Origin of the sequence: Nocardioides sp. PD653-B2, assembly GCF_002117935.1 — a bacterium.
GTDB lineage: Bacteria > Actinomycetota > Actinomycetes > Propionibacteriales > Nocardioidaceae > Nocardioides.
This window is the reverse complement of the sequence record NZ_BDJE01000018.1, coordinates 1-20,684: the sequence shown is the minus strand read 5'-3', so window position 1 is coordinate 20,684 and position 20,684 is coordinate 1. Positions and strand designations below refer to the sequence as shown.

Here is a 20,684-nt window from a genome sequence, read left to right as displayed (position 1 = left end):
GGAGAACACCGCCGGCCGCACGGATGTTTCGCGCGCGCCGTCCGGTGGCAGACGACGGCCATGGTGACGACGGATCCGCAGGGCGTCGCGTGGAGCGTCGAGCTGCGCAGCTCCGGGCGGGTGGCCGTCGACGTGAAGCGGTGGCGGTCGTGGCTCTACGCCGTCGTCGGGCTCTACATGGGCATGATCTCGGTGGCCTGCCTGCTGCTCGCGGACGGCGTCGGCATCCGGGTCGTGGGCGCGCTCCTGATGCTGATCACCGTCCCGTTGCTGGTGATGTCCGTCCAGCAGGTCCTGCGGCTCGGGTCGTGGGCCTCACCCGTCGTGCTCGTGGACGCCGAGGGCATCACGGTCCGGCACGGCGTGCTGCGGGTGCCCTGGGGGGAGCTGTCCGGCGCGATCGCCTACTCCGCGAGCCACAACCGGTGGATCGCGATCGTGGTCAGCGACGAGTTCTACGACGCCTGGGTGGGGTCGCGGTCGTGGGTGGTGCGCCTCGCCGGTCGGCGCCGGCGGGATCGGCCCGGGACCATCACCCTGCCGCCCAACCTCGCGGTCGACACGGAGGCGTTCGCCGCCTGGCTGACCCACGAGGCACTCGACCGGCTGCGGGCTCAGCTCTGAGCGAGCCCGGCCTCGAGCGCGAGCTCGACCATCGCGCCGAAGGTCTGCTCGCGCTCCTGCGACGTCGTCTGCTCGCCGGTGACGATGTGGTCGGAGACCGTGCAGATCGCCAGCGCGCGGCGGCCGTGCTTCGCGGCCAGCGTGTAGAGGGCGCTGGCCTCCATCTCGACCGCGAGCACGCCGTACTCGACCATCCGCGCCGAGAGCTCGGGCCGCGACGGGTAGAACGAGTCGCTGCTGTAGATCAGGCCGACGTGCACGCCGTCGCGTCCGGACGCAGCGCCGTACGCCGCGTGCAGCAGGCCGAAGTCGGCGACCGGCGCGTAGTCGAGCCCGCCGAAGGTGATCCGGTTCATCGACGAGTCGGTGCAGGCGCCGGAGGCGATCACGATGTCGCGGACGGCGAGCTTCTCGGTCAGGGCGCCGCAGGAGCCGACCCGGATGACCGACTGCACGTCGTACTCCGAGTAGAGCTCGTTGGCGTAGATCGCCAGTGACGGCTGGCCCATGCCGGAGCCCTGCACGGAGACGGGGTGGCCGCGCCAGGTGCCGGTGTAGCCGTACATGCCGCGGACCTCGGTGTAGCAGCGCGCGTCGTCGAGGAAGGTCTCCGCGATCCACCTCGCCCGAAGCGGATCGCCGGGCATCAGGACGAGGGGGGCGATGTCGCCGGGCTGGGCGCCGATGTGGGTGCTCACCGGCGCGAGCCTAGAACTAGTCTCGTCCGAGTGACATACCCGCATGAGCTGCTCTCCGCCAACCCGCACGACCGGCTCGGCGTCCACCGGGCCGACGACGACTGGCTCGAGCAGCGCTGGTCCGACCCGGAGACCCGGGTCCTGGTCGTGTCCGGCACCCGGATCAAGCCGGTCGACGGTCGCATCGACTGGGTGTCCCCGGCCGACGCCCCGGACGGGCTGCGGGTGCTGCTGGGGGAGCACGACGGGCGGGCGTGGTTCGCGCTGATCGCCGACGCCGCGGCCTCGACGGCGGAGAAGGGGGAGTGGCTGCCGCTGCGCGGCCTGCTGCCCCACCTGGCCGACGACACGCTCGCGAGCGCGCCGCTGGTCTTCCACGCGCTGGGGCTGGCGGAGTGGCTCTTCGTGACCCGCTTCTGCCCGCGCTGCGCCCGGCCGCTCGAGCCGACCAAGGCCGGTCACGAGCTGGTGTGCTCCGAGGGCCACACGCAGTTCCCGCGCACCGACCCCGCGGTGATCATGGTCGTCACGTCGGGGGAGCCGGGCTCCGAGGAGGAGCGCTGCCTGCTCGGCCGCCAGGCGGTCTGGCCGGAGGGGCGCTTCTCCACCCTGGCCGGCTTCTGCGAGCCGGGCGAGACGCTCGAGGACGCCGTACGGCGTGAGGTCGCCGAGGAGGTCGGCATCGAGATCGGCGACGTGGAGTACTTCGGCAACCAGCCCTGGCCGCTCCCGGCCAGCCTGATGCTGGGGTTCGTCGCCCGGGCGACGACGACCGAGGTGACCGTCGACGAGCACGAGATCGAGGAGGCGCGCTGGTTCACCCGCGCGCAGATGAAGGAGCTCGCCGAGGCCGGCACCCTCGTGCTCCCCGGCGGCATCTCGATCAGCCGCTCCCTGGTCGAGCACTGGTACGGCGGTCCGCTCCCCGGCCAGTGGTGAGCACGCCGTACGCCGTACTTGTCGTGCCAAAGCCGCACGACACGCCGTGACTCGTCGGCGTGTCGTGCGGGTTTCACCGGGTGCCCGGTGAAACCCGCACTGCGTCAGACGGCCAGCGAGGCGAGCTTGTCCTTGACCTGGGCCAGCGACGGGTTCGTCTGCGCGGAGCCGTCGGAGTAGACCAGGGTGGGGACGGTCTGGTTGCCGTTGTTGGCGGACTCGACGATCTGCGCCGCCTCGGGATTCTGCTCGATGTCCACGATGTCGAACGCGATGCCTTCGCGGTCGAGCTGGCCCTTGAGACGGTGGCAGTAGCCACACCACGGGGTGGAGTACATCGTGAAGGAACCGCTCATTCGGACTGTCGCCTCCGGCGTCTAGGGTTTGGAACGTCTCGCCGATAGAACCATCCCGTCTGAGGAGTTGTTCCCCCGCATGGCCCTCGCCCCCGACCTGCTCGCCGCGCTCGACCCCGAGCAGCGCCAGGTCGCCGAGGCGCTGCGCGGACCGGTCCGGGTGCTCGCCGGAGCCGGCACCGGCAAGACCCGGGCGATCACCCACCGGATCGCGCACGGTGTGGCCACCGGCGTCTACGCCCCCACCGAGGTCCTGGCGGTCACCTTCACCACCCGCGCCGCCGGCGAGATGCGGGGGCGCTTGCGCGCGTTGGGAGCGGGCCCGGTGCAGGCGAGGACCTTCCACTCGGCCGCGCTCCGCCAGCTGCGCTACTTCTGGCCGCACGCCCACGGCACCGAGCTGCCCACGCTCATCGAGTCCAAGATCGGCCTGCTCGCGACGGCCGTGCGGCGCCAGCGGCTCCCCGCCGACCAGGCGCTGCTGCGCGACCTCGCCTCCGAGGTCGAATGGGCCAAGGTCAGCAACGTCCACCCCGACGACTACGCCGCGGTGGCGCTCGCCCGCGGGCGCACCGTCACCGGCCACGACCCGGAGACCGTCGGCCGCGTGTTCGGCAGCTACGAGGAGGTCAAGCGCGGCCAGGGCCGGATGGACATGGAGGACGTCCTGCTCCTCACCGCCGGGATGCTCGCCGACGACGAGCGGGTCGCGGCCCAGGTCCGCCGGCAGTACAAGTGGTTTGTCGTCGACGAGTTCCAAGACGTCTCCCCGATCCAGTCCGCGCTGCTCGACCTGTGGCTCGGCGGCCGCAACGAGCTCTGCGTGGTCGGTGACCCGGCCCAGACGATCTACTCCTTCGCCGGCGCCAACGCCGACTACCTGCGCGACTTCCGGGCCAAGTTCCCCGGCACGACCTCGATCGAGCTGGTCCGCAACTACCGCTCGACCCCCGAAGTGGTGACGGCCGCCAACGCGCTGCTCGCGGGCTCGGCCAGCCGCGGCGTCGAGCTGCGCGCGCAGCGCCCGTCCGGCCCGACGGTGACCTACACGCCTCGCCCCGACGAGGTCGCCGAGGCCGAGGCGGTCGCGGCCCAGATCACCCGGCTGCGCGACGCCGGGCGCCCCCTGAGCGAGGTGGCGATCCTCTTCCGCATCAACGCCCTCTCCGAGGCGTTCGAGGAGGCGCTCTCCGCGCGCGGCCTGCCGTACGTCGTGCGCGGTGCCGCCCGCTTCTTCGACCGGCCCGAGGTGCGCGAGGCGGTCACGCGGCTCCGCGGTGCGGCCCGCTCCGGTGAGGCCGAGTCGTCCGACAGCTGGGTCGACGCCGTGCACGGCACCCTGGCCGGCATGGGCTGGAGCGCCGAGGCGCCGACCGCCCGCGGCCAGACCCGCGACCGCTGGGAGTCCTGGCAGGCGCTGTTCCACCAGGCGACCGAGTTCGCCCTGGCCCACCCCGACGCCGACCTCAACGTGTTCGTCGACGACCTCGACCGCCGCGCCTCCGAGCAGCACGCCCCGGTCGCCGACGGCGTCACGCTCGCCACCTTCCACGCCGCCAAGGGCCTCGAGTGGGACACCGTGTTCCTCTGCGGCCTCCAGGACGGCACCCTGCCGATCACCTACGCCGACACCCCGGCCGCGATCGAGGAGGAGCGCCGGCTCCTCTACGTCGGGATGACGCGCGCCCGCGTCGACCTCGCGCTGTCGTGGGCCCAGGCCCGCAACCCCGGCGGCCGCGCGACCCGCAAGCCGTCCCGGTTCCTCGACCGGCTGCTGCCCGACGAGGCCCGCGGCGCGCGCGAGGCACCGCGCGGGCGCAAGGTGATGAGCTGTCGCGAGTGCGGCAAGCCGCTCTCGACCGGGGCGGAGAAGAAGCGCGGCCGCTGCGCGGACTGCCCGGCGTCCTACGACGAGGAGCTCTTCGAGCGACTGCGCGAGTGGCGCCGCGACCGGGCCGGCGAGGAGGAGGTGCCGGCGTTCGTCGTCTTCACCGACGCGACCCTGCAGCTGATCGCGGAGCACAAGCCGCGCAGTCCCGAGGCGCTGCTGCGGATCAGCGGCATCGGTCAGGCGAAGCTCGAGCGGTACGGCGAGGACGTCCTCACCGTGGTCGGCTGACGGCCTCCCCGGGGGCCGGACCGGACGCATCAGACTTTTTTCGAGAAATACCCATTAAATCGTTTGCCCATTACCGGCGGCACACGATAGTTTTCCCGGGCAAGCACAGCAGCGCATGACGATCCTGACAAGATCGGCGCACGACGAACCGAAGGAGGTGGCCATTGTGAACAACATCAAGCTCCGGATGACGGCTCAGATCCCGTCCGGCTTCGGCATGCCCGTTTCCGGCCACGCCTTCGACGTCCACACGGTCGTCGCGTGCGCGCGCCTCGTCGACGTCCAGGGCACCACTGTGTCCGCTGGCCGCCGCATCGAGCGGGATCTCGTCGCCGGCATCACGGGCACCAAGGCCGTCCTCACGGGCGACATGGGCTCGGCCTACTTCCCGGGTACCTCTGCCTGGAGACCACCGAACTGTTGAGACCAACAGCATCGGCAGCCTCCAGGCCGCGGAACCCGAAACCCGGGATCCGCGGCCTTTCTGTTTCTCGGACCACGACTCACCGCAACACCCACGCGATCAGGTCAGAAGAAGGAGGTGAAAAACATGACTGTCAGCGAACTCGTCCGCACCGATGGGACCACTGCCGATGTCAGCCTCGGCCAGCTCCACGACACAGCCGGCCAGGTGGACGAAGAACTGCTGCCGTGCCGGGTCAACAACCCGGAGCTGTGGTTCGCCGAGTCGCCCGCCGATGTGGAGGACGCCAAGGCCCTCTGCCTGGCCTGCCCGGTCCAGGCGCTGTGCCTCGACGGTGCGCTCGAACGCCGTGAGCCCTGGGGCGTCTGGGGTGGCCAGCTCTTCCTCCAGGGAGTGGTGATCCCCCGCAAGCGGCCCCGCGGCCGTCCCCGCAAGAACGAAGCGGCCGCCTGATCCACCGGCACTCCCGCTTCCTGACCAGCACGACCCGACCGACAACCTCCATCTCTTCGACAACGACGTCAAAGGACCTGCCATGAACATCCACCACGACGACCTGGTACGCGCGCAGATCAGCGCCCGCCTGGGTGAGGCACAGCAGTGCCGGCCGGGACGCCAGCTGTCCCGCGTGCTCCGCTCCGGTCGCAAGGCCGAGCAGCTCGCGCAGCAGGCCCGTCTCGCGCTCGCCCGGACGCTCTGAGCGCCGCTACGCACGAGGAAGAACCCGATGAACACCACCACCACGAACTCGAACCCGAACGGAAGTCACGAGATGAATCTCTTGCACGAAAATCTGGCCCGCGCACAAATGTCCGCGCGCCTGGGAGAGGCGCAGCAGCTTCGGCTCGGCCACCAGCTGGCCCGGGCTCGCCGGCTCAGCCGCAAGGCCGAGCGGGCCGCGCAGCAGGCTCGACTCGCTCTCGCCCGCGCGCTGTAAGGACCGACCGGCCACACCCTGATCGCGGGTGTCCGACACAGAGCCGGGTACGACGACCACCAGGTCGCCGTACCCGGCTCTCGGCAGCTCAGGGGTACCCTCGAGGACGTGCTGACCTGCAGCTTCTGTGGACGTCAGGAAGCCGACGTGGCGTCGACCCTGACCTGGACCACCTCGGTCGAGAAGGGCCGGAAGAACGTGTACTGCGACGACTGCTCGCGCACGCATCTGCGCGCGATGGAGGGCAAGCTCGACACCGAGTTCTGGTGATCAGCCGCTGACGGCCAGGTCCCACGCGCAGCCGCAGTGCGGGTGCCGCGCCCACGCGCGCCGGGCCGGCTCGAGGTCGGGGCCGAGCCCGACCGTCGCCGACCACGTCGACGGCTGGTCGCCGTCGACGTAGGCCAGCACGTCGCGGACCGCCCACGCGGTCGCGATCGCGGCGAGCGCGGGGTCGCGCGGGCCGGCACCGAGCCCGGCCAGCTGCTCGACCACGACCGCGCGGCGCGGGTCGTGCGTGCCGTGGTGGGCGTCGACGCAGCGCACGCAGGCCGTTGCGCCGGGCACCACGAACGGCCCGAGCACGAAGCCCCGCGGGGTGGCTGCGACCGGCAGGTGGGCGCGGCCGTCGCGCAGGTGGGCGTCGACGAGGTCGCGCCGTGGCTCGCCCTCGGCCACCAGCAGGGCCACCGTCGCCTCGTGGGGCGAGACGACCGGGCAGCCGGCGGCCCGGAGCAGCCGGACCGCGTCGCCCGCCTCCTGGCCGGCCGCCTCGACCGAGACCGGCGCCGCGGCGCGTCGCCGGGCGGTCTCTGAGCGGAGCGCGGGGTCGACGAGCATGTCCGCGGCCAGCAGCGCGCGGAGCACCCGGTGGCCGGACGCGGTCTCCGGGTCCGCCGGCCGGCCGCCGCTCAGGTCGTCGAGGAGGCGGCGTACGTCGGGCTCGTCGGGCACCACCAGGCGCCAGGGCGGGTCGACCCCGACCTGCAGGTGGTCGTCGTCGCGGCGGGTGACGTGGAGTCCGGGTCGCAGCTGCATGGCTGGTCCCTACCCACCGCGCACGGGTCGGTCCGCGTCATCCACAGGCCTCGCGTCGAGTCGGTGCCACCTCGGCGGAAAATGCCGACAGCGGCGCCGGCTCGGTCGTGGTGACCGAGCCGGCGCCGCCGTCATCAGCTCGTGGGGCGCTTACGCGTCGTGCGTCAGGCCTTGCCGAGGATGCGGTTGAGGTTCGTGCCGCAGACGGGGCAGACAGCCTTCGCCATCCGGGTGCCCTTGTCGTTGACCCTGACCTCGCCCTCAGCCTCGCGCTTCTCCTTGCACTTCACGCAGTAGAACTCGCCGCTCCAGGTCTCCGCCATGACGGCCTCCTTGCCTATTCATTACTCGGTCGTCGCGACGGGGAAAAGGGGAAGACCCGCCGGAAGTTCGGTGACGGGTGCCGCCGAACCGTCACGACCCTACGACACGCCTGGGCGCAGGCGTAGGAGGCACACCGATCACTGCTCGGCGCGGTGAATCGGGTCACGGCGCTCGGCGTGCCGGATGAGTACGTTGAGCGCATGCCCGAACTCACTCATCTCCGGCTCGAACGTCCCTCCGACGGGGTCGCCGTGCTCACCCTCGACAACCCCGACCAGCGCAACGCGATGTCCGACGCGATGACCGCGTCGTGGATCGAGGCGGTCGACGAGCTCGCCGCCGACCGGTCCCTGCGCGCCGTCGTGGTCACCGGCGAGGGCTCCGCCTTCTGCTCCGGCGGCAACACGTCGTGGATCGCCGGCGAGCCGGACGCGTCGGTCGACTACCTGCGCACCCGGATGATCGCGTTCTATCGCGCCTGGCTGTCGATCCGGAAGCTCGAGGTGCCCACGATCGCGGCGATCAACGGTCCCGCCATCGGCGCCGGCCTCTGCCTCGCGCTGGCCTGCGACCTCCGGTACGCCGCGGCCGGGGCCCGGATGGGCGTGCCGTTCGTGAAGCTCGGGATGCACGCCGGCATGGCCGGCACCTACCTGCTGCCGAACGTGGTCGGGGCGGCCCACGCCCGCGACCTGCTGCTGACCGGCCGCGTGGTCGATGCCGACGAAGCGCTCCGCCTGGGCCTGGTCTCGCGGGTCATCGAGCCGGCGTCGTTCGACGACGAGGTGCTCGCCACCGCGGCCGGCATCGCCGCGACCGCCCCGATCGCCAGCCGGCTGACCAAGCTGGCGCTGGTCGACGGCGGGCACGCCGATTTCGAGAGCTGCGTGCAGTGGGAGGCGATGGCCCAGCCGATCACGCTGGCGACCGCCGACCTCCAGGAGGGCATCCGCGCCGCCCAGGAGAAGCGCCCGGCGGTCTTCACCGGGGTGTGAGCAGATGAAGAGGCCCCCGGCCCGTCGTGCGGACACGTGCCTTCCCCTTGCGAGTGTCCGGTTGACGGGCCGGGGGCCTCATCTGCCGCTCACGGTAGGAGCCCGGGGGCAGGGGGTCAACGCGGCGGACCCCCAGCCTGTGGACAACGTTGTGGATAAACCTGTGGAGGAACGCTCAGGACGGTGGAGGACGGGGGGTATACCCGGGAGTCACCTGTGGAGAGCCCGGGTTCCGGGCGGGCCTCCCCGCCGCTGACCAGCGACAATGGCGGTCCACGGGGTGTGGACGAAAAACAGTTCGGAGGATTTCGCGTGGCGGAGGCGTACGACGGCGGTCCGGTGGCGGCGCTGCGCCGGATCGCGTTCCTGCTGGAGCGGGCGCGGGAGGACACCTACAAGGTGAAGGCCTTCCGCGGGGCGGCCGCCACGATCCTGCCGATGCCGGCCGGCGACGTGGAGGCCGCCGTCGAGGACGGCACGCTCACCCAGCTGCCGGGCATCGGCGCCAGCTCGGCGAAGGTGATCACCGAGGCGGTCCGCGGCGTCGTCCCCGAGCGGCTGGCCGCGCTCGAGCGCGACCACGGCGGCCCGCTGACCGCCGGGGGAGCCGAGCTCCGGGCGGCCCTGCGCGGCGACCTGCACTCCCACTCCGACTGGTCCGACGGGGGCTCCCCGATCGAGGAGATGGCCTTCACCGCGATGGAGCTCGGTCACGACTACCTCGTGCTCACCGACCACTCGCCCCGACTGACGGTCGCCCACGGGCTCAGCCCGGAGCGGCTCACCCGCCAGCTCGGGGTGGTCGAGGCCGTCAACGACCACCTGGGCGACGGGTTCACCCTGCTCAAGGGGATCGAGGTCGACATCCTCGACGACGGGTCGCTCGACCAGACCGACGAGCTGCTCGGCCGCCTCGACGTCCGCGTCGCCAGTGTCCACTCGAAGCTCAAGATGGACGCGACGGACATGACGAGGCGGATGATCGGCGCGGTCGAGAACCCGCGCACCAACGTGCTCGGCCACTGCACCGGGCGGATGGTGATGGGCAACCGGGGGACCCGGGCCGAGTCGCAGTTCGACGCGAAGACCGTCTTCCAGGCCTGCGTCGAGCACGACGTCGCGGTCGAGATCAACTCCCGACCCGAACGCCGCGACCCGCCGACCCGGCTGCTCGAGCTGGCCCGCGACCTCGGCTGCCTCTTCTCGATCGACAGCGACGCGCACGCGCCCGGGCAGCTCGACTTCCAGGTCTACGGCTGCGAGCGGGCCGAGGAGGCCGGCATCGACGCCGATCGGATCGTCAACACCTGGCCGAAGGAGCGTCTCCTGGCCTGGGCGAACGGCTAAGTTCTCGTCATGGCCCGGCCCGAGGTGGAGGTACGTCGCTCGAAGCGACGCCGCCGTACCGTCTCGGCCTACCGCGACGGCGACCGCGTCGTGGTGATGATCCCCGCCTCCCTGAGTCGCAAGGAGGAGGCCGAGTGGGTCGAGACGATGCTCGCCCGCCTCGAGAAGTCCGAGAAGCGGCGCAAGCCGAGCGACGCCGACCTGATGAAGCGGGCCCAGGACCTCAACGACCGCTACCTCGGTGGCATCGCGACCCCGGAGTCGGTGCGCTGGGTCGGGAACCAGCAGTCACGGTGGGGGTCCTGCACGCCCGGTGACCGGACCATCCGGCTGTCGGCACGGCTCCAGGGCATGCCGGCGTGGGTGATCGACTACGTGCTGATCCACGAGCTCGCGCACCTGCTCGAGTCCGGCCACGACGCGGCCTTCTGGGCGTGGGTCGACCGCTACCCGCAGGCCGAGCGGGCCAAGGGCTACCTGATCGGCTGGTCGACCGCCGCCCGGCTGGAGCCCCCGCCGGGCGACGGCGACGAGGTCGACTGACCTACGTCTCGAGGACGGCGACCAGCGCTACCCATCGCGGATCAGAGGATGCGTGCGCGGGCCAGCGCGACCAGCTCGACGAGGTCGGGCTCGGGGTCGGGCAGCGCGTCCACCGGCCACCAGCGCACGTCGAGCGACTCATCGCTGACCGCGTGCACGGCGTCGGCGGGCGCGACCGCGACGAAGCGCACGTCGAGGTGGTGCACGTCCCCGGCCGGACCGCAGAACGCGACGGCGTGCTCGCTGAGCTGGACCGGCTGCGGGTCCAGCGTCAGCCCGGTGAGGCCGGACTCCTCGGTCGCCTCGCGCGCGGCGGCGCCGGCGAGGGTCGCGTCGCCCGGCTCGCAGTGCCCGCCGAACTGGAACCAGCGGTGCGCCTTCGCGTGCAGGGTGAGCAGCGCCGCGCCGCCGTCGGCGCTGAGCACCAGCGTGCTGGCGGTGACGTGATCGGGCCGGCACTCACGGGTCAGCCCGTCCGGGTGTGCGCGCAGGTGCGCGACGTACCGCTGCCGCAGGCTGTCCTGGACGACGGTCGGCGCCGGCCAGTCGGTGAGGACGGCCAGCGCATCGGCGTGGAGACTCACTCCTCGGGGGAGCCGGTGCTGTCGTCGCCGAGCAGCTTCATCAGCTCGGCGTCGAAGTCCTCCGAGCTGAGCTCGGCCGGCGCCGAGGCGTCCTCGCGGAAGCCCAGCGGGTCGTCGAGATCGGCGGCCGAGGGCAGCAGGTCGGGGTGCATCCAGACGCCGTCGCGGGCCTCGGTGCCCTGGCGGGTGCGCAGCGAGCCCCACAGCGTGGAGGCATCGCGCAGCCGGCGCGGCCGCAGCTCGAGCCCGACCAGGGTCGCGAAGGTCTCCTCGGCGGGCCCACCGGCAGCGCGGCGACGCCGGAACGCCTCCTGCAGCTTCGTGGCGCTCGGCATCCGCTCGGCGGTGGCCTGGCCGACGACCTCGTCGACCCAGCCCTCCACCAGCGCGAGGGTGACCTCGAGCCGCTGGAGCGCGGCTTCCTGGGCGGGGGACCGGGGCAGGTCGAACATGCCGCCCTCGAGCAGCTGCTGCATCGACTCGGGGTTGGCCGGGTCGACGCCGCGCATCTGCTCCTCGATCTGGCTCTGGATGCCCTCGGCGTTGATCTCGATGCCGCGGGCGTAGTCGGCGACGGCGCCGATCAGGTGGTCGCGCAGCCACGGCACATGGGCGAAGAGCCGCTGGTGGGCGGCCTCGCGCAGGGCCAGGTAGAGGAGGACGTCGTCCTCGCTGACGTCGAGGCCCTCGGCGAAGGCGGTCACGTTGGCCGGCACGATCGCGGCCTTGCCGGCTGCGGCGAGCGGCAGCCCGATGTCGGAGACGCTGAGGACCTCGGCGGCGAGCGCACCGAGCCCGGAACCGACCTGCTGGGCAAGCATGCCGCCCACGGCCTTGCCGAGGATGCCGAGCAGCGGGCCCGACATCGCCCGCGCCTCCTCGGGGAGCGCACCGCCGAGGGCCGCGACCGACGACTCGGCGATCGGCTCGACGAGCACCTTCCACACGTCGGTGGTGCCGACGATCCACTCCGCGCGGCTCCAGGCCGCGGTCGAGGTCACGCCGGACGGGAACTCCGTGGTCTCGTCGAGCCAGTGGTCGGCGAGACGGACCGCGTCGGCGACCGCGTCCTGCTGCCGCTGGCTGGGTGACGGGTCGGGGGACTGGGCCACGGCCTTGCGGGCCATGTCGAGCGCGAAGTCCCAGTTCACCGGGCCGTCGTGCGGCTGCATCAGGAACTGGATCTGGCTGAGGAGCTGGCTGAGGTCGGGCATGCCCGCGGGCAGGCCCCCGGCGGCGCCACCGGCGCCACCCATCATCTGGCCGAAGAACTGCTCGAAGGGCGTGCCCTTGAAGGGGTTCTGGCCGTCGTCGGGCGTCTCGCCCGGCTTGTCGCTCATGCCTCCACGGTACGCGGGTCGTGGTCGCCGTGATCTAGGGTCGCTGCGTGACTTCCGTCGTACGCCTCGTGGACCTCCGCGAGACCCCGCTCGATGTCGCCGAGGTCGTGGCCGCCCTCGACGACGAGGCCGCCGGCGGCCTCACGCTCTTCGTCGGGCGGGTGCGCGACCACGACGGCGGCCGCGACGTCGACGGGCTCGACTACACGGCCCACCCCACCGCGCTCGAGAAGCTGCGCGAGGTCTGCGAGCGGGTCGCCGACGAGTACGACGTGCACGGCCTCGCCGCCGTCCACCGGGTCGGCACGCTCGCGATCGGCGACATCGCCGTCATCGTCGCCACGACGTCCTCCCACCGAGGCGACGCCTTCGCCGCCTCGCGCGCGCTCATCGACACGCTCAAGGCCGAGGTGCCGATCTGGAAGCACCAGCGCTTCGAGGACGGCACGGACGAATGGGTCGGCACGCCGTAGCGTCGTCCGCGAGCCTTCCCGCGAACGCGGCCCGACTTCCGTAGGCTCGCGCCGTGGAGATCCTGCTCTGGCTGGTGCCGTCCGTCGTCGTCACGGTCGTGGCGATGCTCTGGGTGGGCTGGCTGGGCCGCGAAGGACGCGGCGAGGTCGACCGCGACGTCGCCGTACGACGCCTCGCCTCCGCGCTGGAGCCCGATGCCGAGCGGCGTCGCCGGCCGACGCCCGGGTACGCCGCCGTGCAGCCCGAGCGGGACCGCAGCACCGGCATCGCCGTGCGCCCCTCGCGCCGCGTCTCGTAGCCGCTCGGCACTCGCTTGCAGGGGTTTGAGAGGCTTGGCGCCATGACGCAGCGCACCCTTGCCGGCCTTCTCGCCGTGCCGCTGCTCATCGGGCTGTGGGTGACCGCCGCGTTCGTGCCGCTGCCGTACGTCACCTACGAGCCCGGCCTCACCCTCGACGTGCTCGGGTCGGCCGACGGCAAGGAGATCATCCAGGTCGAGGGCGCCAAGGCCTACCGCGACGACGGCGAGCTGCGGATGACCACGGTCTACGTCTCCCAGCCCCGGCCCAAGGGCCGGAACAACCTCTTCGAGCTGATGCACGACTGGGCGAGTGACGAGGACGCGGTCTACCCCTACAACGCGATCTACGCCGACCACCAGACGGTCGAGCAGAACCGCGAGGAGGGACAGGCGGAGATGACCTCGTCCCAGGACGCCGCCACCGCGGTGGCCCTCGAGGAGCTCGGGTACGACGTGACCGAGCCCGTCGTCGCCGCCGTGACCAAGGGCGCTCCCGCCGACGGCGAGCTCGAGGCCGGCGACGTGATCGTCGAGGTCGACGGCACCGCCGTCTCCAACTCGACCGACGTGGTCGACGCCGTCACCGCCGCGCCGGTCGGCGAGCCGGTGACGTTCGTCGTCCGCCGTGACGGCAAGCGCCGGGAGGTCACGGTCACCCCGGTCTCCGCCGACGGCAAGCCCCAGGTCGGGATCCAGGTCGGCACCCAGACCAAGAAGGACCTCCCGATCCAGGTCACCGTCGACATCGACCCGAGCATCGGCGGCCCGAGCGCCGGCCTGATGTTCTCCCTCGGCATCTACGACACCCTCACGCCCGGCTCGTTGACCGGCGGCGAGACGATCGCCGGCACCGGCACCATGGACGCGGCCGGCACGGTCGGACCCATCGGCGGGATCCAGCAGAAGATCGTGGGCGCGCGCGACGCCGGCGCCGGGCTGTTCCTGGTGCCGCCGGACAACTGCGCCGACGCGCTCGGCGCCCCGAACGGCGACATGCGGCTGGTCGAGGCGCCGACGATGCACAGCGCGCGCGAGTCCATCGAGGCGTGGGTCAAGGACCCGGACGCCGACCTGCCGAGCTGCAAGGCGGCCTCATGACCGACGTCCCCGGCGACGGCCCCAGCGACCCGGACGCCCCCGACGAGAGCTACGACCCGATGCTCGGCGTCGACCCCGCGCTGGCTGCGGCGGTGCTCGAGATCGAGGGCCACATCGCCGCCGACGGCTGGGACCAGACCGCCCGTCTCTACGCGCTCGTCGACACGGCCGCGCTCGTGGAGCGCGAGCCCGCGCTCGCCTCGATGATGGGGCTCGACTCGGCCTCGGCGCAGGGCTCGCTCACGCCGATCGAGCAGGACCATCTCGCGCCGGACCAGCTGCTCGAGGCCGTGCTCGAGACGATCGTGTGGCCGTCGGAGGTGGCGGGCTGCGCGGCGGTCGTCGAGCGGCTGGTGCTGCCACCGGACGCCGACGAGCACATCCCGGGTGACCGTCAGTCGGCCGAGGAGTTCGCTCGCGAGCACCCCGACCGGCAGGAGGTGCGGATCGTGGCGGGCGTGACCCGCGCGGGCGCGACGTACTGTGCGCTGCGGTTGAGGGCCCACGACGACGACCAGTCGGTCGTCGGTGGAGCCGACCTGGTGCCGGGGCTGCTGCAGCTGCTCGGTGCCACGCTGGACGAGACCGGCGACGACGCCGGCAACGAAGGGGAGAGCCAGGCATGAGCGACATCTTCAACGAGGAGTCGGCAGGCACTGCGCCCCCGGCGCGGTCCGGATCGCGCCGGTCACGGGCGCTGATCATCACCGCGATCGTGCTGGTGCTCGCCTTCCTCGGCCTGAGCACCTTCGCGTCGCTGTACACCGACCGGCTCTGGTACAAGTCCGGCGGCTACTCCGGGGTGTTCAGCACCCTCTTCTGGACCAAGACCATCCTGTTCCTCGTCTTCGGCGTGGTGATGGCACTCGCCGTCGGCGCCAACATCTACCTCGCCTACCGTTTCCGGCCGTTCTTCCGGCCCAACTCCCCGGAGCAGAACGGGCTGGACCGCTACCGCGAGGCGGTCACCCCGATCCGCACCTGGCTGCTGCTCGGTGTCGCGCTGGTGATGGGTGCCTTCGCCGGCAGCTCCGCGATCGGCGAGTGGCGCAACTACCTCCTCTGGCGCAACGGCGTGCCGTTCCAGCAGAAGGACACCTGGTTCAACAAGGACATCGGGTTCTACGTCTTCGAGCTGCCGTGGCTGCACTACCTGATCGACTACGCGATGGCGGTGCTCGTCATCGCCCTGATCGCCGCAGCCGTCGTGCACTACCTGTACGGCGGGATCCGGCTGCAGACGCCGCGTGACCGGTTCTCCGGTGCGGCGCAGGCCCAGCTCTCGGTGCTGCTCGGGCTCTTCGTGCTGGCCAAGGCCGCCGACTACTGGCTGGACCGCTACGACCTGGTCAACCAGGGCGGCGGGCTGATCACCGGCATGACCTACACCGACGACCACGCGGTGCTGCCGGCCAAGAACATCCTGGCGGGCATCGCCGTCATCTGTGCGGTGCTCTTCTTCGTCAACGTCTGGCGCCGCACCTGGCTGCTGCCGTCGGTCGGCCTCGCGCTGCTCGCGGTCTCGGCGATCCTGCTCGGCCTGATCTGGCCCGGCGTGGTCCAGCAGTTCCAGGTCAAGCCGTCGGAGGCCGACAAGGAGGCGCCGTACATCAAGGTCAACATCGACGCCACGCGCACGGCGTACGACGTCGCCGACGTGCAGGTGCAGGACTACACGCCGTCCGACAGCCTGGCCGTCGCGCCCGCCCAGCTCGACGGCGAGACGTCGTCGATCCCGCTGGTCGACCCGCAGCTGGTGCGCGACGCGTTCGAGCAGAACCAGCAGGTGCGCGCCTACTACTCGGTCGCTCAGGTGCTCGACGTCGACCGCTACCCGATCGGCAGCACCGACCGCGCGCTGGTGCTCGGCGTCCGCGAGCTCGACCAGAGCGGCATCCCCTCCGGCGACCAGAACTGGTCGAACCTGCACACCGTCTACACGCACGGCAACGGCATCATCGCCGCCTTCGCCAACCAGCGCCCCGAGGACAACAAGACCCAGATCGACACCGCCACCGCCGGCGCCGACGAGGTCGGCATCGAGTGGGCGCAGGGCAGCACCGCCGGCCAGGACGCGCTCGAGCGCTCGACCGGAGGCTTCGAGGACCGCATCTACTACGGCGAGCAGAGTCCCGAGTACTCGGTGGTCGGCAAGGCGAGCGCGGACGCCAAGGACGTCGAGCTCAACCTGCCCACGACGGCGGATGACCAGGAGGGCTCGACGACGTTCGACGGGTCCGGTGACGCCAGCGTCGGCGGGTTCTTCAACCAGCTCCTGTTCGCCACGAAGTTCGGGGAGCCGAACTTCCTGCTCTCGGGCCGGGTGAACGAGAACAGCAAGGTCCTCTTCAACCGCAACCCGCGCGACCGGGTCGAGAAGGTCGCGCCGTGGCTGACCGTCGACAGCGACCCGTACCCCGCGGTCGTCGACGGCCGGATCGAGTGGATCATCGACGGCTACACGACCACCGACCGCTTCCCGAGCGCGGAGAAGGAGTCGTTCCAGACGATGACCGACGACTCGCTCCAGGACGAGACGGGTCTGCGGACGCTGCCGACCGACGAGATCAACTACATGCGCAACGCGGTGAAGGCGACCGTGGACGCCTACACCGGCGAGGTGACGCTCTACGCCTGGGACGAGGCCGACCCGATCCTCCAGGCCTGGCGCGCGGCCTTCCCGGGCACGGTCAAGGCCAAGTCGGAGATCCCGGCCGACCTCCTCGAGCACCTGCGCTACCCGGAGGACCTCTTCCAGGTGCAGCGCTACCAGTTCGCGCGCTACCACGTCACCGACCCCGGCGACTTCTACCAGGGCAACAACCGCTGGGAGGTGCCGGAGGACCCGTACGACAAGGGCAAGTTCCAGCCGCCGTACCGGCTCTTCGTGAACAACCCGGAGGGCAAGGACAGCAGCGACTCCGACACCGGGGAGATCTTCTCGCTGACGTCGGTCTACGTGCCCTACAACAAGAACAACCTCGCGTCGTTCGTCTCCGTCGACTCCGACGCGGCCAGCGACGACTACGGCAAGATGCGCGTGCTGCAGCTGTCGAACGAGCAGACACCGACCCCGGGGCCTGGACTGGTCGCCAACCAGTTCGCGTCCGACCCGGACGTCGCCGACCTGCTCGCCCAGTTCAACCGCAGTGGCGCGCGACCGGTCTACGGCAACCTGTTGACGCTGCCGATCGAGGACGGGCTGATGTACGTCCAGCCGGTCTACGCGACGCGCGAGCTCTCCGACTCCAGCTTCCCGATCCTGCGCTACGTGCTGGTGATGTACGGCAACAACATCGGCGTCGGTACGACGCTGCGCGGCTCGCTCGCCGACCTGCTCAACGTCAGTCCCGGCGACACCACCGGCACCGGCGACCCGGGCACCGGCACCCCCGGCACGGGCACCCCGGGCACCGGCCAGGGCACGACCAACGAGCAGATCAGTCGCCTGCTCGCGCTGGCCGAGGCGGCGTACAACGCCGCCCAGGACGCGCTCGACGCCGGCGACCTCGGCAAGTACCAGACCGAGGTCGACCGTGCTCAGGGCTACGTCGGCGACGCCCTCGAGCTCGCTGCGGAGCGGGACGCGGGCGCGTCGGGGAGCCCCTCGGAGTCTCCCAGCAACTCGCCGAGCAGCTCGTCGAGCGCGTCGTCCAGCGAGTCGGCGAGCCCGTCGTCCTGACCCCGATTTGGCCGCCCCGACCCCGCCCGGTAGTGTTTCCGTTACCGACGCGGGGTGGAGCAGCTCGGTAGCTCGCTGGGCTCATAACCCAGAGGTCGCAGGTTCAAATCCTGCCCCCGCTACGAATTTCAGGCGCGGAACCTACGGGTTCCGCGCCTGAAAGGTTGTTGGGACTTGATCACATGTCCAATTAGGGTCCAAAAACCCTGTCCAGAACCCGCTTGGCGGGCTGATCGGCGAGGCAGCTACGGAGTCGCGCCGATTGGTGCGGACTCGCGCGGTCTGGCCGGCGCACCTGCTCGGCATGGACAGCACGACACCCACCTTGAGCGGTCTCGCACCGCTGATCTCGATCGAGGAACTCTCCGAGTACCTCAACGTCCCCACGCGGACCCTGCACGACTGGCGGCTCGCCGGTCGTGGTCCACGTGCGGTCCACGTCGGTCGGCAACTTCGCTACTTCATCGACGACGTCAACGAGTGGCTCCAGCAGCAGCGCGAGGACGTCACGGGTCGCGCCCCCGAGGGGCGGTGAACTGACGTGGGCCGACCACGCACTCCCATCGGGACCTTCGGGGACGTCACCTACGTCAAGATGCCCGGAGGCCGGGTTCGAGCGCGGACCCGCTACCGCGACGATGACGGCCAGATTCGCCGGGTCTCGGCGACGGGCGCGTCGAACAAGGACGCCCTCCGAGCTTTGAAGGCAACGCTCGCTCAGCGACCCAGTCGCCGTTCCACAGGCGAGATCACCGGTGACTCCTCGTTCGCCAAGCTCGTGGAGGTCTGGCTGGAGGACCTCGACATGACGAACAAGCTGGCGCCAAGCACGAGAGCGCTTTACGAGCGCAACATGCGTCAACTCGTGATGCCCGCCTTCGAGCACTACGTCCTGCGGGAGGTGACGGTTCGCAAGGTCGACACGTTCATCAAGACACTCGCGACGACGAAGAGCTACAGCATGGCCAAGCAGGCGCGCACCGTGCTGAGCCTCGCGTTCGGGCTCGCCGTGCGATACGACGCCATCGCGAAGAACCCCGTCCGCGACACCGGCCGGTTGCGCAAGCCGCCCACTCAGGCGACCGCGCTGACCGACACGCAAGTCGAGAGGATCCGTGCGGCGGCGCGCAGTTGGCGACGCGGCCCGGGATTCGCGGGGCCGCCGCCGGACGGGCAGTTGGAGCAGATCATCGAGGTGATGCTCGGAACGTCTGCACGCATCGGCGAGGTGCTCGCCATCCGCAAGTGCGATGTGGACGCCACCCGAGACCCCGCCACTGTGCGGATCTGCGGCACGATCGTCTCCCCGGCCGGCAAGCCCACGCAGCGCCAGTCGCATCCCAAGACCATGAAGTCGACCCGGACCGTGTCGGTGCCGAGCTTCGCGGCTGAGGTACTGAGGGATCGGCTGGTGAAGGTTGCCTCTGCCGACTCCGAGCACCTGATCTTCTACACCCGCAACGGCACACCCCTGACGACGAACAACGTTCGCCGCCGCCTCCGCGCGGTTCTGGAGGTGGCCGGCATCGAGGGCGTCACCCCGCACTCGTTCCGCAGGACCGTCGCGACCTACCTCGACCGAGCCGGCGGCGCCGACCTTGCGGCGGAGATGCTTGGACACACCTCGTCGCAGATCACCAAGCAGCACTACATAGAGCCCGACGAGATCGTGAACCCGGTCACCGCCAAGATCCTTGAGGCGCTGGCTCCCAAGGCCGGACGCGGCGATGACGACTCGGACGAGGACGTCTGACATGGGCCACAGAAAGAGCGACAGACATACCCTTTCACTAGTAGAGGGAAAAGGGTATGCTGCGGATGTGTGGGTCGTCGACGCCGAGTTGATCGAGGACTGGCTCAAGACGGTAGACGAGGTCACCTTCGACCTCATCGGTGCCGCGGTGGAGATTCTCGCCGAGCACGGACCGGGCTTGGGTCGGCCACTGGTCGACGCAGTCGTCGGCTCCCGCCACAGCAACATGAAAGAGCTCCGGCCGGGATCATCGGGGCGCAGCGAGGTGCGGATCTTGTTCGCCTTCGATCCCAAGCGCAGGGCGATCCTGCTGGTCGCCGGGGACAAGCACGGACAGTGGCAGCGTTGGTACAAGGAGAACATCCCCGTCGCCGATGACAGGTACGACGAGCACGTGGCCGAGCTGAAGAAGCAGGACGAGGAAGCCGCGAAGAAGGCACCGGCGCCCAAGGGCAGCCGCAGGAAGAAAGGGAGGTGAGTGACATGGGCAAGACGTTCGACGAGATCCTCAAGGAGCGTCCCGGCAACCCCGAGCGCCGTGCTGCGTTCAAGGAGCAGATGCTCGCCGAGGTCCGCGCCTACAAGCTGCGCGAACTGCGCGAGATGATGGCGCTGACCCAGACCGACCTCGCCGAGACTCTGGAGATCAGCCAAAAGCGCGTCTCGGAGATCGAACGCGGACGGGTTGACTTCACCAAGGTCGACACGCTGCGCCGGTACGTCGATGCACTCGGCGGCACACTGAAGGTGTCGGTCCAGGTCGGCGACGAGACCTACCAGATCGCCTGACCGAGGCATCACGGCGAGAGCAACGGACCGGTGTCACCGGGGCGGTGGTGGATTGCGGCCTCGAAGTCGCGGCGGCTCTGTGCGGCGGATGCGGGTGGCTGGTTGTCGGCCGGGGCGGGCCGGAGTTGCTGGCGGACCGTTGCCAGCAGTTCGGTCCGTACGGGGCCGGTGACTGGCCGCCACTCCCGACATGGAGGCGACACCAGCTCGCCCTGGTCGTTCTCAACGGCCGGGGCGTCGACGCGGTGGAAGTAGAGGCGTTCGTTGATGCCGAGTTCGATGGCGGTGCAGATCCGTTGGGTCTGCTGCACGGATAGGT

Annotated in this window: 27 protein-coding genes and 1 tRNA gene; 21 read left to right on the top strand and 7 right to left on the bottom strand. The window is 70.8% G+C overall.

Annotated features, from left to right (window positions below):
• Window positions 1-60 precede the first annotated feature (60 nt).
• Window positions 61-624 (top strand): hypothetical protein, encoded by a 564-nt coding sequence (locus PD653B2_RS09250; protein WP_085872092.1) that lies wholly within the window; start codon window positions 61-63, stop codon window positions 622-624.
• Here PD653B2_RS09250 and deoD read toward each other — a convergent pair.
• Complete coding sequence (gene deoD, locus PD653B2_RS09245; RefSeq protein ID WP_085872091.1) at window positions 615-1,322, bottom strand: purine-nucleoside phosphorylase; 708 nt, start codon at window positions 1,320-1,322, stop codon at window positions 615-617. The genes PD653B2_RS09250 and deoD overlap by 10 nt on opposite strands.
• 30 nt (window positions 1,323-1,352) lie before the next feature.
• On the opposite strand from deoD, the gene nudC reads away from it, so the two are divergent.
• Window positions 1,353-2,261: an NAD(+) diphosphatase gene (gene nudC / locus PD653B2_RS09240; protein ID WP_085872090.1), complete on the top strand. Its 909-nt coding sequence runs from the start codon at window positions 1,353-1,355 to the stop codon at window positions 2,259-2,261.
• A 104-nt stretch (window positions 2,262-2,365) separates the two neighbouring features.
• Here nudC and PD653B2_RS09235 read toward each other — a convergent pair whose 3' ends face one another.
• Window positions 2,366-2,617: a mycoredoxin gene (locus PD653B2_RS09235; RefSeq protein ID WP_085872089.1), complete on the bottom strand. Its 252-nt coding sequence runs from the start codon at window positions 2,615-2,617 to the stop codon at window positions 2,366-2,368.
• A 79-nt stretch (window positions 2,618-2,696) separates the two neighbouring features.
• On the opposite strand from PD653B2_RS09235, the gene PD653B2_RS09230 reads away from it, so the two are divergent.
• The 6 genes from PD653B2_RS09230 to PD653B2_RS25855 all read left to right on the top strand — a co-directional run bounded on the left by PD653B2_RS09230 (window position 2,697) and on the right by PD653B2_RS25855 (window position 6,367).
• A complete protein-coding gene (locus PD653B2_RS09230; RefSeq protein ID WP_085872088.1) occupies window positions 2,697-4,736 on the top strand; it encodes an ATP-dependent DNA helicase UvrD2 in 2,040 nt (679 codons plus the stop codon).
• Between the two features lie 115 nt (window positions 4,737-4,851).
• Entirely contained in the window at window positions 4,852-5,160 is a 309-nt protein-coding gene (locus PD653B2_RS09225; protein WP_085872087.1) for a hypothetical protein, read from the top strand.
• A 126-nt stretch (window positions 5,161-5,286) separates the two neighbouring features.
• Window positions 5,287-5,613: a WhiB family transcriptional regulator gene (locus tag PD653B2_RS09220; RefSeq protein ID WP_085872086.1), complete on the top strand. Its 327-nt coding sequence runs from the start codon at window positions 5,287-5,289 to the stop codon at window positions 5,611-5,613.
• Between the two features lie 82 nt (window positions 5,614-5,695).
• Entirely contained in the window at window positions 5,696-5,860 is a 165-nt protein-coding gene (locus PD653B2_RS24855; RefSeq protein WP_165763398.1) for a hypothetical protein, read from the top strand.
• Window positions 5,861-5,887: 27 nt separating this feature from the next.
• Window positions 5,888-6,097, top strand: coding sequence for a hypothetical protein (locus tag PD653B2_RS09215; protein WP_085872085.1), 210 nt, complete (start codon window positions 5,888-5,890; stop codon window positions 6,095-6,097).
• A 147-nt stretch (window positions 6,098-6,244) separates the two neighbouring features.
• The gene (locus PD653B2_RS25855; protein ID WP_278247517.1) at window positions 6,245-6,367 is read left to right on the top strand and encodes a hypothetical protein; all 123 of its coding nucleotides are present in this window, start codon (window positions 6,245-6,247) and stop codon (window positions 6,365-6,367) included.
• On the opposite strand, the gene PD653B2_RS09210 is transcribed toward PD653B2_RS25855, so the two are convergent.
• Together PD653B2_RS09210 and PD653B2_RS24850 are read right to left on the bottom strand one after the other, a co-directional pair.
• Window positions 6,368-7,135 (bottom strand): hypothetical protein, encoded by a 768-nt coding sequence (locus PD653B2_RS09210; protein WP_085872084.1) that lies wholly within the window; start codon window positions 7,133-7,135, stop codon window positions 6,368-6,370.
• Between the two features lie 164 nt (window positions 7,136-7,299).
• Window positions 7,300-7,458, bottom strand: a complete 159-nt coding sequence (locus tag PD653B2_RS24850; RefSeq protein WP_089503918.1) for a DUF5679 domain-containing protein — start codon at window positions 7,456-7,458, stop codon at window positions 7,300-7,302.
• A gap of 201 nt (window positions 7,459-7,659) precedes the next feature.
• Here PD653B2_RS24850 and PD653B2_RS09205 point away from each other — a divergent pair, with 201 nt between their 5' ends.
• From PD653B2_RS09205 to PD653B2_RS09195, 3 genes are all read left to right on the top strand, one after another.
• On the top strand, window positions 7,660-8,454 hold the full coding sequence (locus tag PD653B2_RS09205; protein WP_085872107.1) for an enoyl-CoA hydratase/isomerase family protein: 795 nt from the start codon (window positions 7,660-7,662) through the stop codon (window positions 8,452-8,454).
• 312 nt (window positions 8,455-8,766) lie between these two features.
• Window positions 8,767-9,801, top strand: coding sequence for a PHP domain-containing protein (locus PD653B2_RS09200; protein WP_085872083.1), 1,035 nt, complete (start codon window positions 8,767-8,769; stop codon window positions 9,799-9,801).
• A gap of 9 nt (window positions 9,802-9,810) precedes the next feature.
• The gene (locus PD653B2_RS09195; RefSeq protein WP_085872082.1) at window positions 9,811-10,344 is read left to right on the top strand and encodes a M48 family metallopeptidase; all 534 of its coding nucleotides are present in this window, start codon (window positions 9,811-9,813) and stop codon (window positions 10,342-10,344) included.
• A gap of 41 nt (window positions 10,345-10,385) precedes the next feature.
• Here PD653B2_RS09195 and PD653B2_RS09190 read toward each other — a convergent pair whose 3' ends face one another.
• Both PD653B2_RS09190 and PD653B2_RS09185 read right to left on the bottom strand, forming a co-directional pair.
• Complete coding sequence (locus PD653B2_RS09190) at window positions 10,386-10,928, bottom strand: NUDIX hydrolase (RefSeq protein ID WP_085872081.1); 543 nt, start codon at window positions 10,926-10,928, stop codon at window positions 10,386-10,388.
• Window positions 10,925-12,268, bottom strand: a complete 1,344-nt coding sequence (locus tag PD653B2_RS09185; RefSeq protein WP_085872080.1) for a zinc-dependent metalloprotease — start codon at window positions 12,266-12,268, stop codon at window positions 10,925-10,927. Before PD653B2_RS09185 ends, PD653B2_RS09190 begins: the two co-directional genes overlap by 4 nt.
• 47 nt (window positions 12,269-12,315) lie before the next feature.
• Here PD653B2_RS09185 and PD653B2_RS09180 point away from each other — a divergent pair, with 47 nt between their 5' ends.
• The 10 genes from PD653B2_RS09180 to PD653B2_RS09135 all read left to right on the top strand — a co-directional run bounded on the left by PD653B2_RS09180 (window position 12,316) and on the right by PD653B2_RS09135 (window position 20,365).
• Window positions 12,316-12,741, top strand: a complete 426-nt coding sequence (locus tag PD653B2_RS09180; protein WP_085872079.1) for a molybdenum cofactor biosynthesis protein MoaE — start codon at window positions 12,316-12,318, stop codon at window positions 12,739-12,741.
• A gap of 53 nt (window positions 12,742-12,794) precedes the next feature.
• Complete coding sequence (locus PD653B2_RS09175; RefSeq protein ID WP_242665212.1) at window positions 12,795-13,040, top strand: hypothetical protein; 246 nt, start codon at window positions 12,795-12,797, stop codon at window positions 13,038-13,040.
• 42 nt (window positions 13,041-13,082) lie between these two features.
• On the top strand, window positions 13,083-14,141 hold the full coding sequence (locus PD653B2_RS09170) for a YlbL family protein (RefSeq protein ID WP_085872078.1): 1,059 nt from the start codon (window positions 13,083-13,085) through the stop codon (window positions 14,139-14,141).
• Complete coding sequence (locus PD653B2_RS09165; RefSeq protein WP_085872077.1) at window positions 14,138-14,767, top strand: PPA1309 family protein; 630 nt, start codon at window positions 14,138-14,140, stop codon at window positions 14,765-14,767. The genes PD653B2_RS09170 and PD653B2_RS09165 overlap by 4 nt, the downstream gene beginning before the upstream one ends.
• A complete protein-coding gene (locus PD653B2_RS09160; protein WP_085872076.1) occupies window positions 14,764-17,823 on the top strand; it encodes a UPF0182 family protein in 3,060 nt (1,019 codons plus the stop codon). Before PD653B2_RS09165 ends, PD653B2_RS09160 begins: the two co-directional genes overlap by 4 nt.
• A 48-nt stretch (window positions 17,824-17,871) precedes the next feature.
• Window positions 17,872-17,945, top strand: a tRNA-Met gene (locus PD653B2_RS09155).
• A gap of 143 nt (window positions 17,946-18,088) precedes the next feature.
• Window positions 18,089-18,358: a helix-turn-helix domain-containing protein gene (locus PD653B2_RS09150; RefSeq protein WP_207559522.1), complete on the top strand. Its 270-nt coding sequence runs from the start codon at window positions 18,089-18,091 to the stop codon at window positions 18,356-18,358.
• A 60-nt stretch (window positions 18,359-18,418) separates the two neighbouring features.
• Window positions 18,419-19,576: a tyrosine-type recombinase/integrase gene (locus tag PD653B2_RS09145; protein ID WP_207559521.1), complete on the top strand. Its 1,158-nt coding sequence runs from the start codon at window positions 18,419-18,421 to the stop codon at window positions 19,574-19,576.
• A gap of 67 nt (window positions 19,577-19,643) precedes the next feature.
• The gene (locus PD653B2_RS09140) at window positions 19,644-20,054 is read left to right on the top strand and encodes a type II toxin-antitoxin system RelE/ParE family toxin (RefSeq protein ID WP_242665211.1); all 411 of its coding nucleotides are present in this window, start codon (window positions 19,644-19,646) and stop codon (window positions 20,052-20,054) included.
• A 5-nt stretch (window positions 20,055-20,059) separates the two neighbouring features.
• Window positions 20,060-20,365, top strand: a complete 306-nt coding sequence (locus tag PD653B2_RS09135) for an XRE family transcriptional regulator (protein WP_085872073.1) — start codon at window positions 20,060-20,062, stop codon at window positions 20,363-20,365.
• An 8-nt stretch (window positions 20,366-20,373) separates the two neighbouring features.
• Here the strand turns inward: PD653B2_RS09135 and PD653B2_RS24845 are convergent.
• The coding region (locus PD653B2_RS24845; RefSeq protein ID WP_165763396.1) for a hypothetical protein at window positions 20,374-20,684 on the bottom strand (311 nt) is incomplete at its 5' end.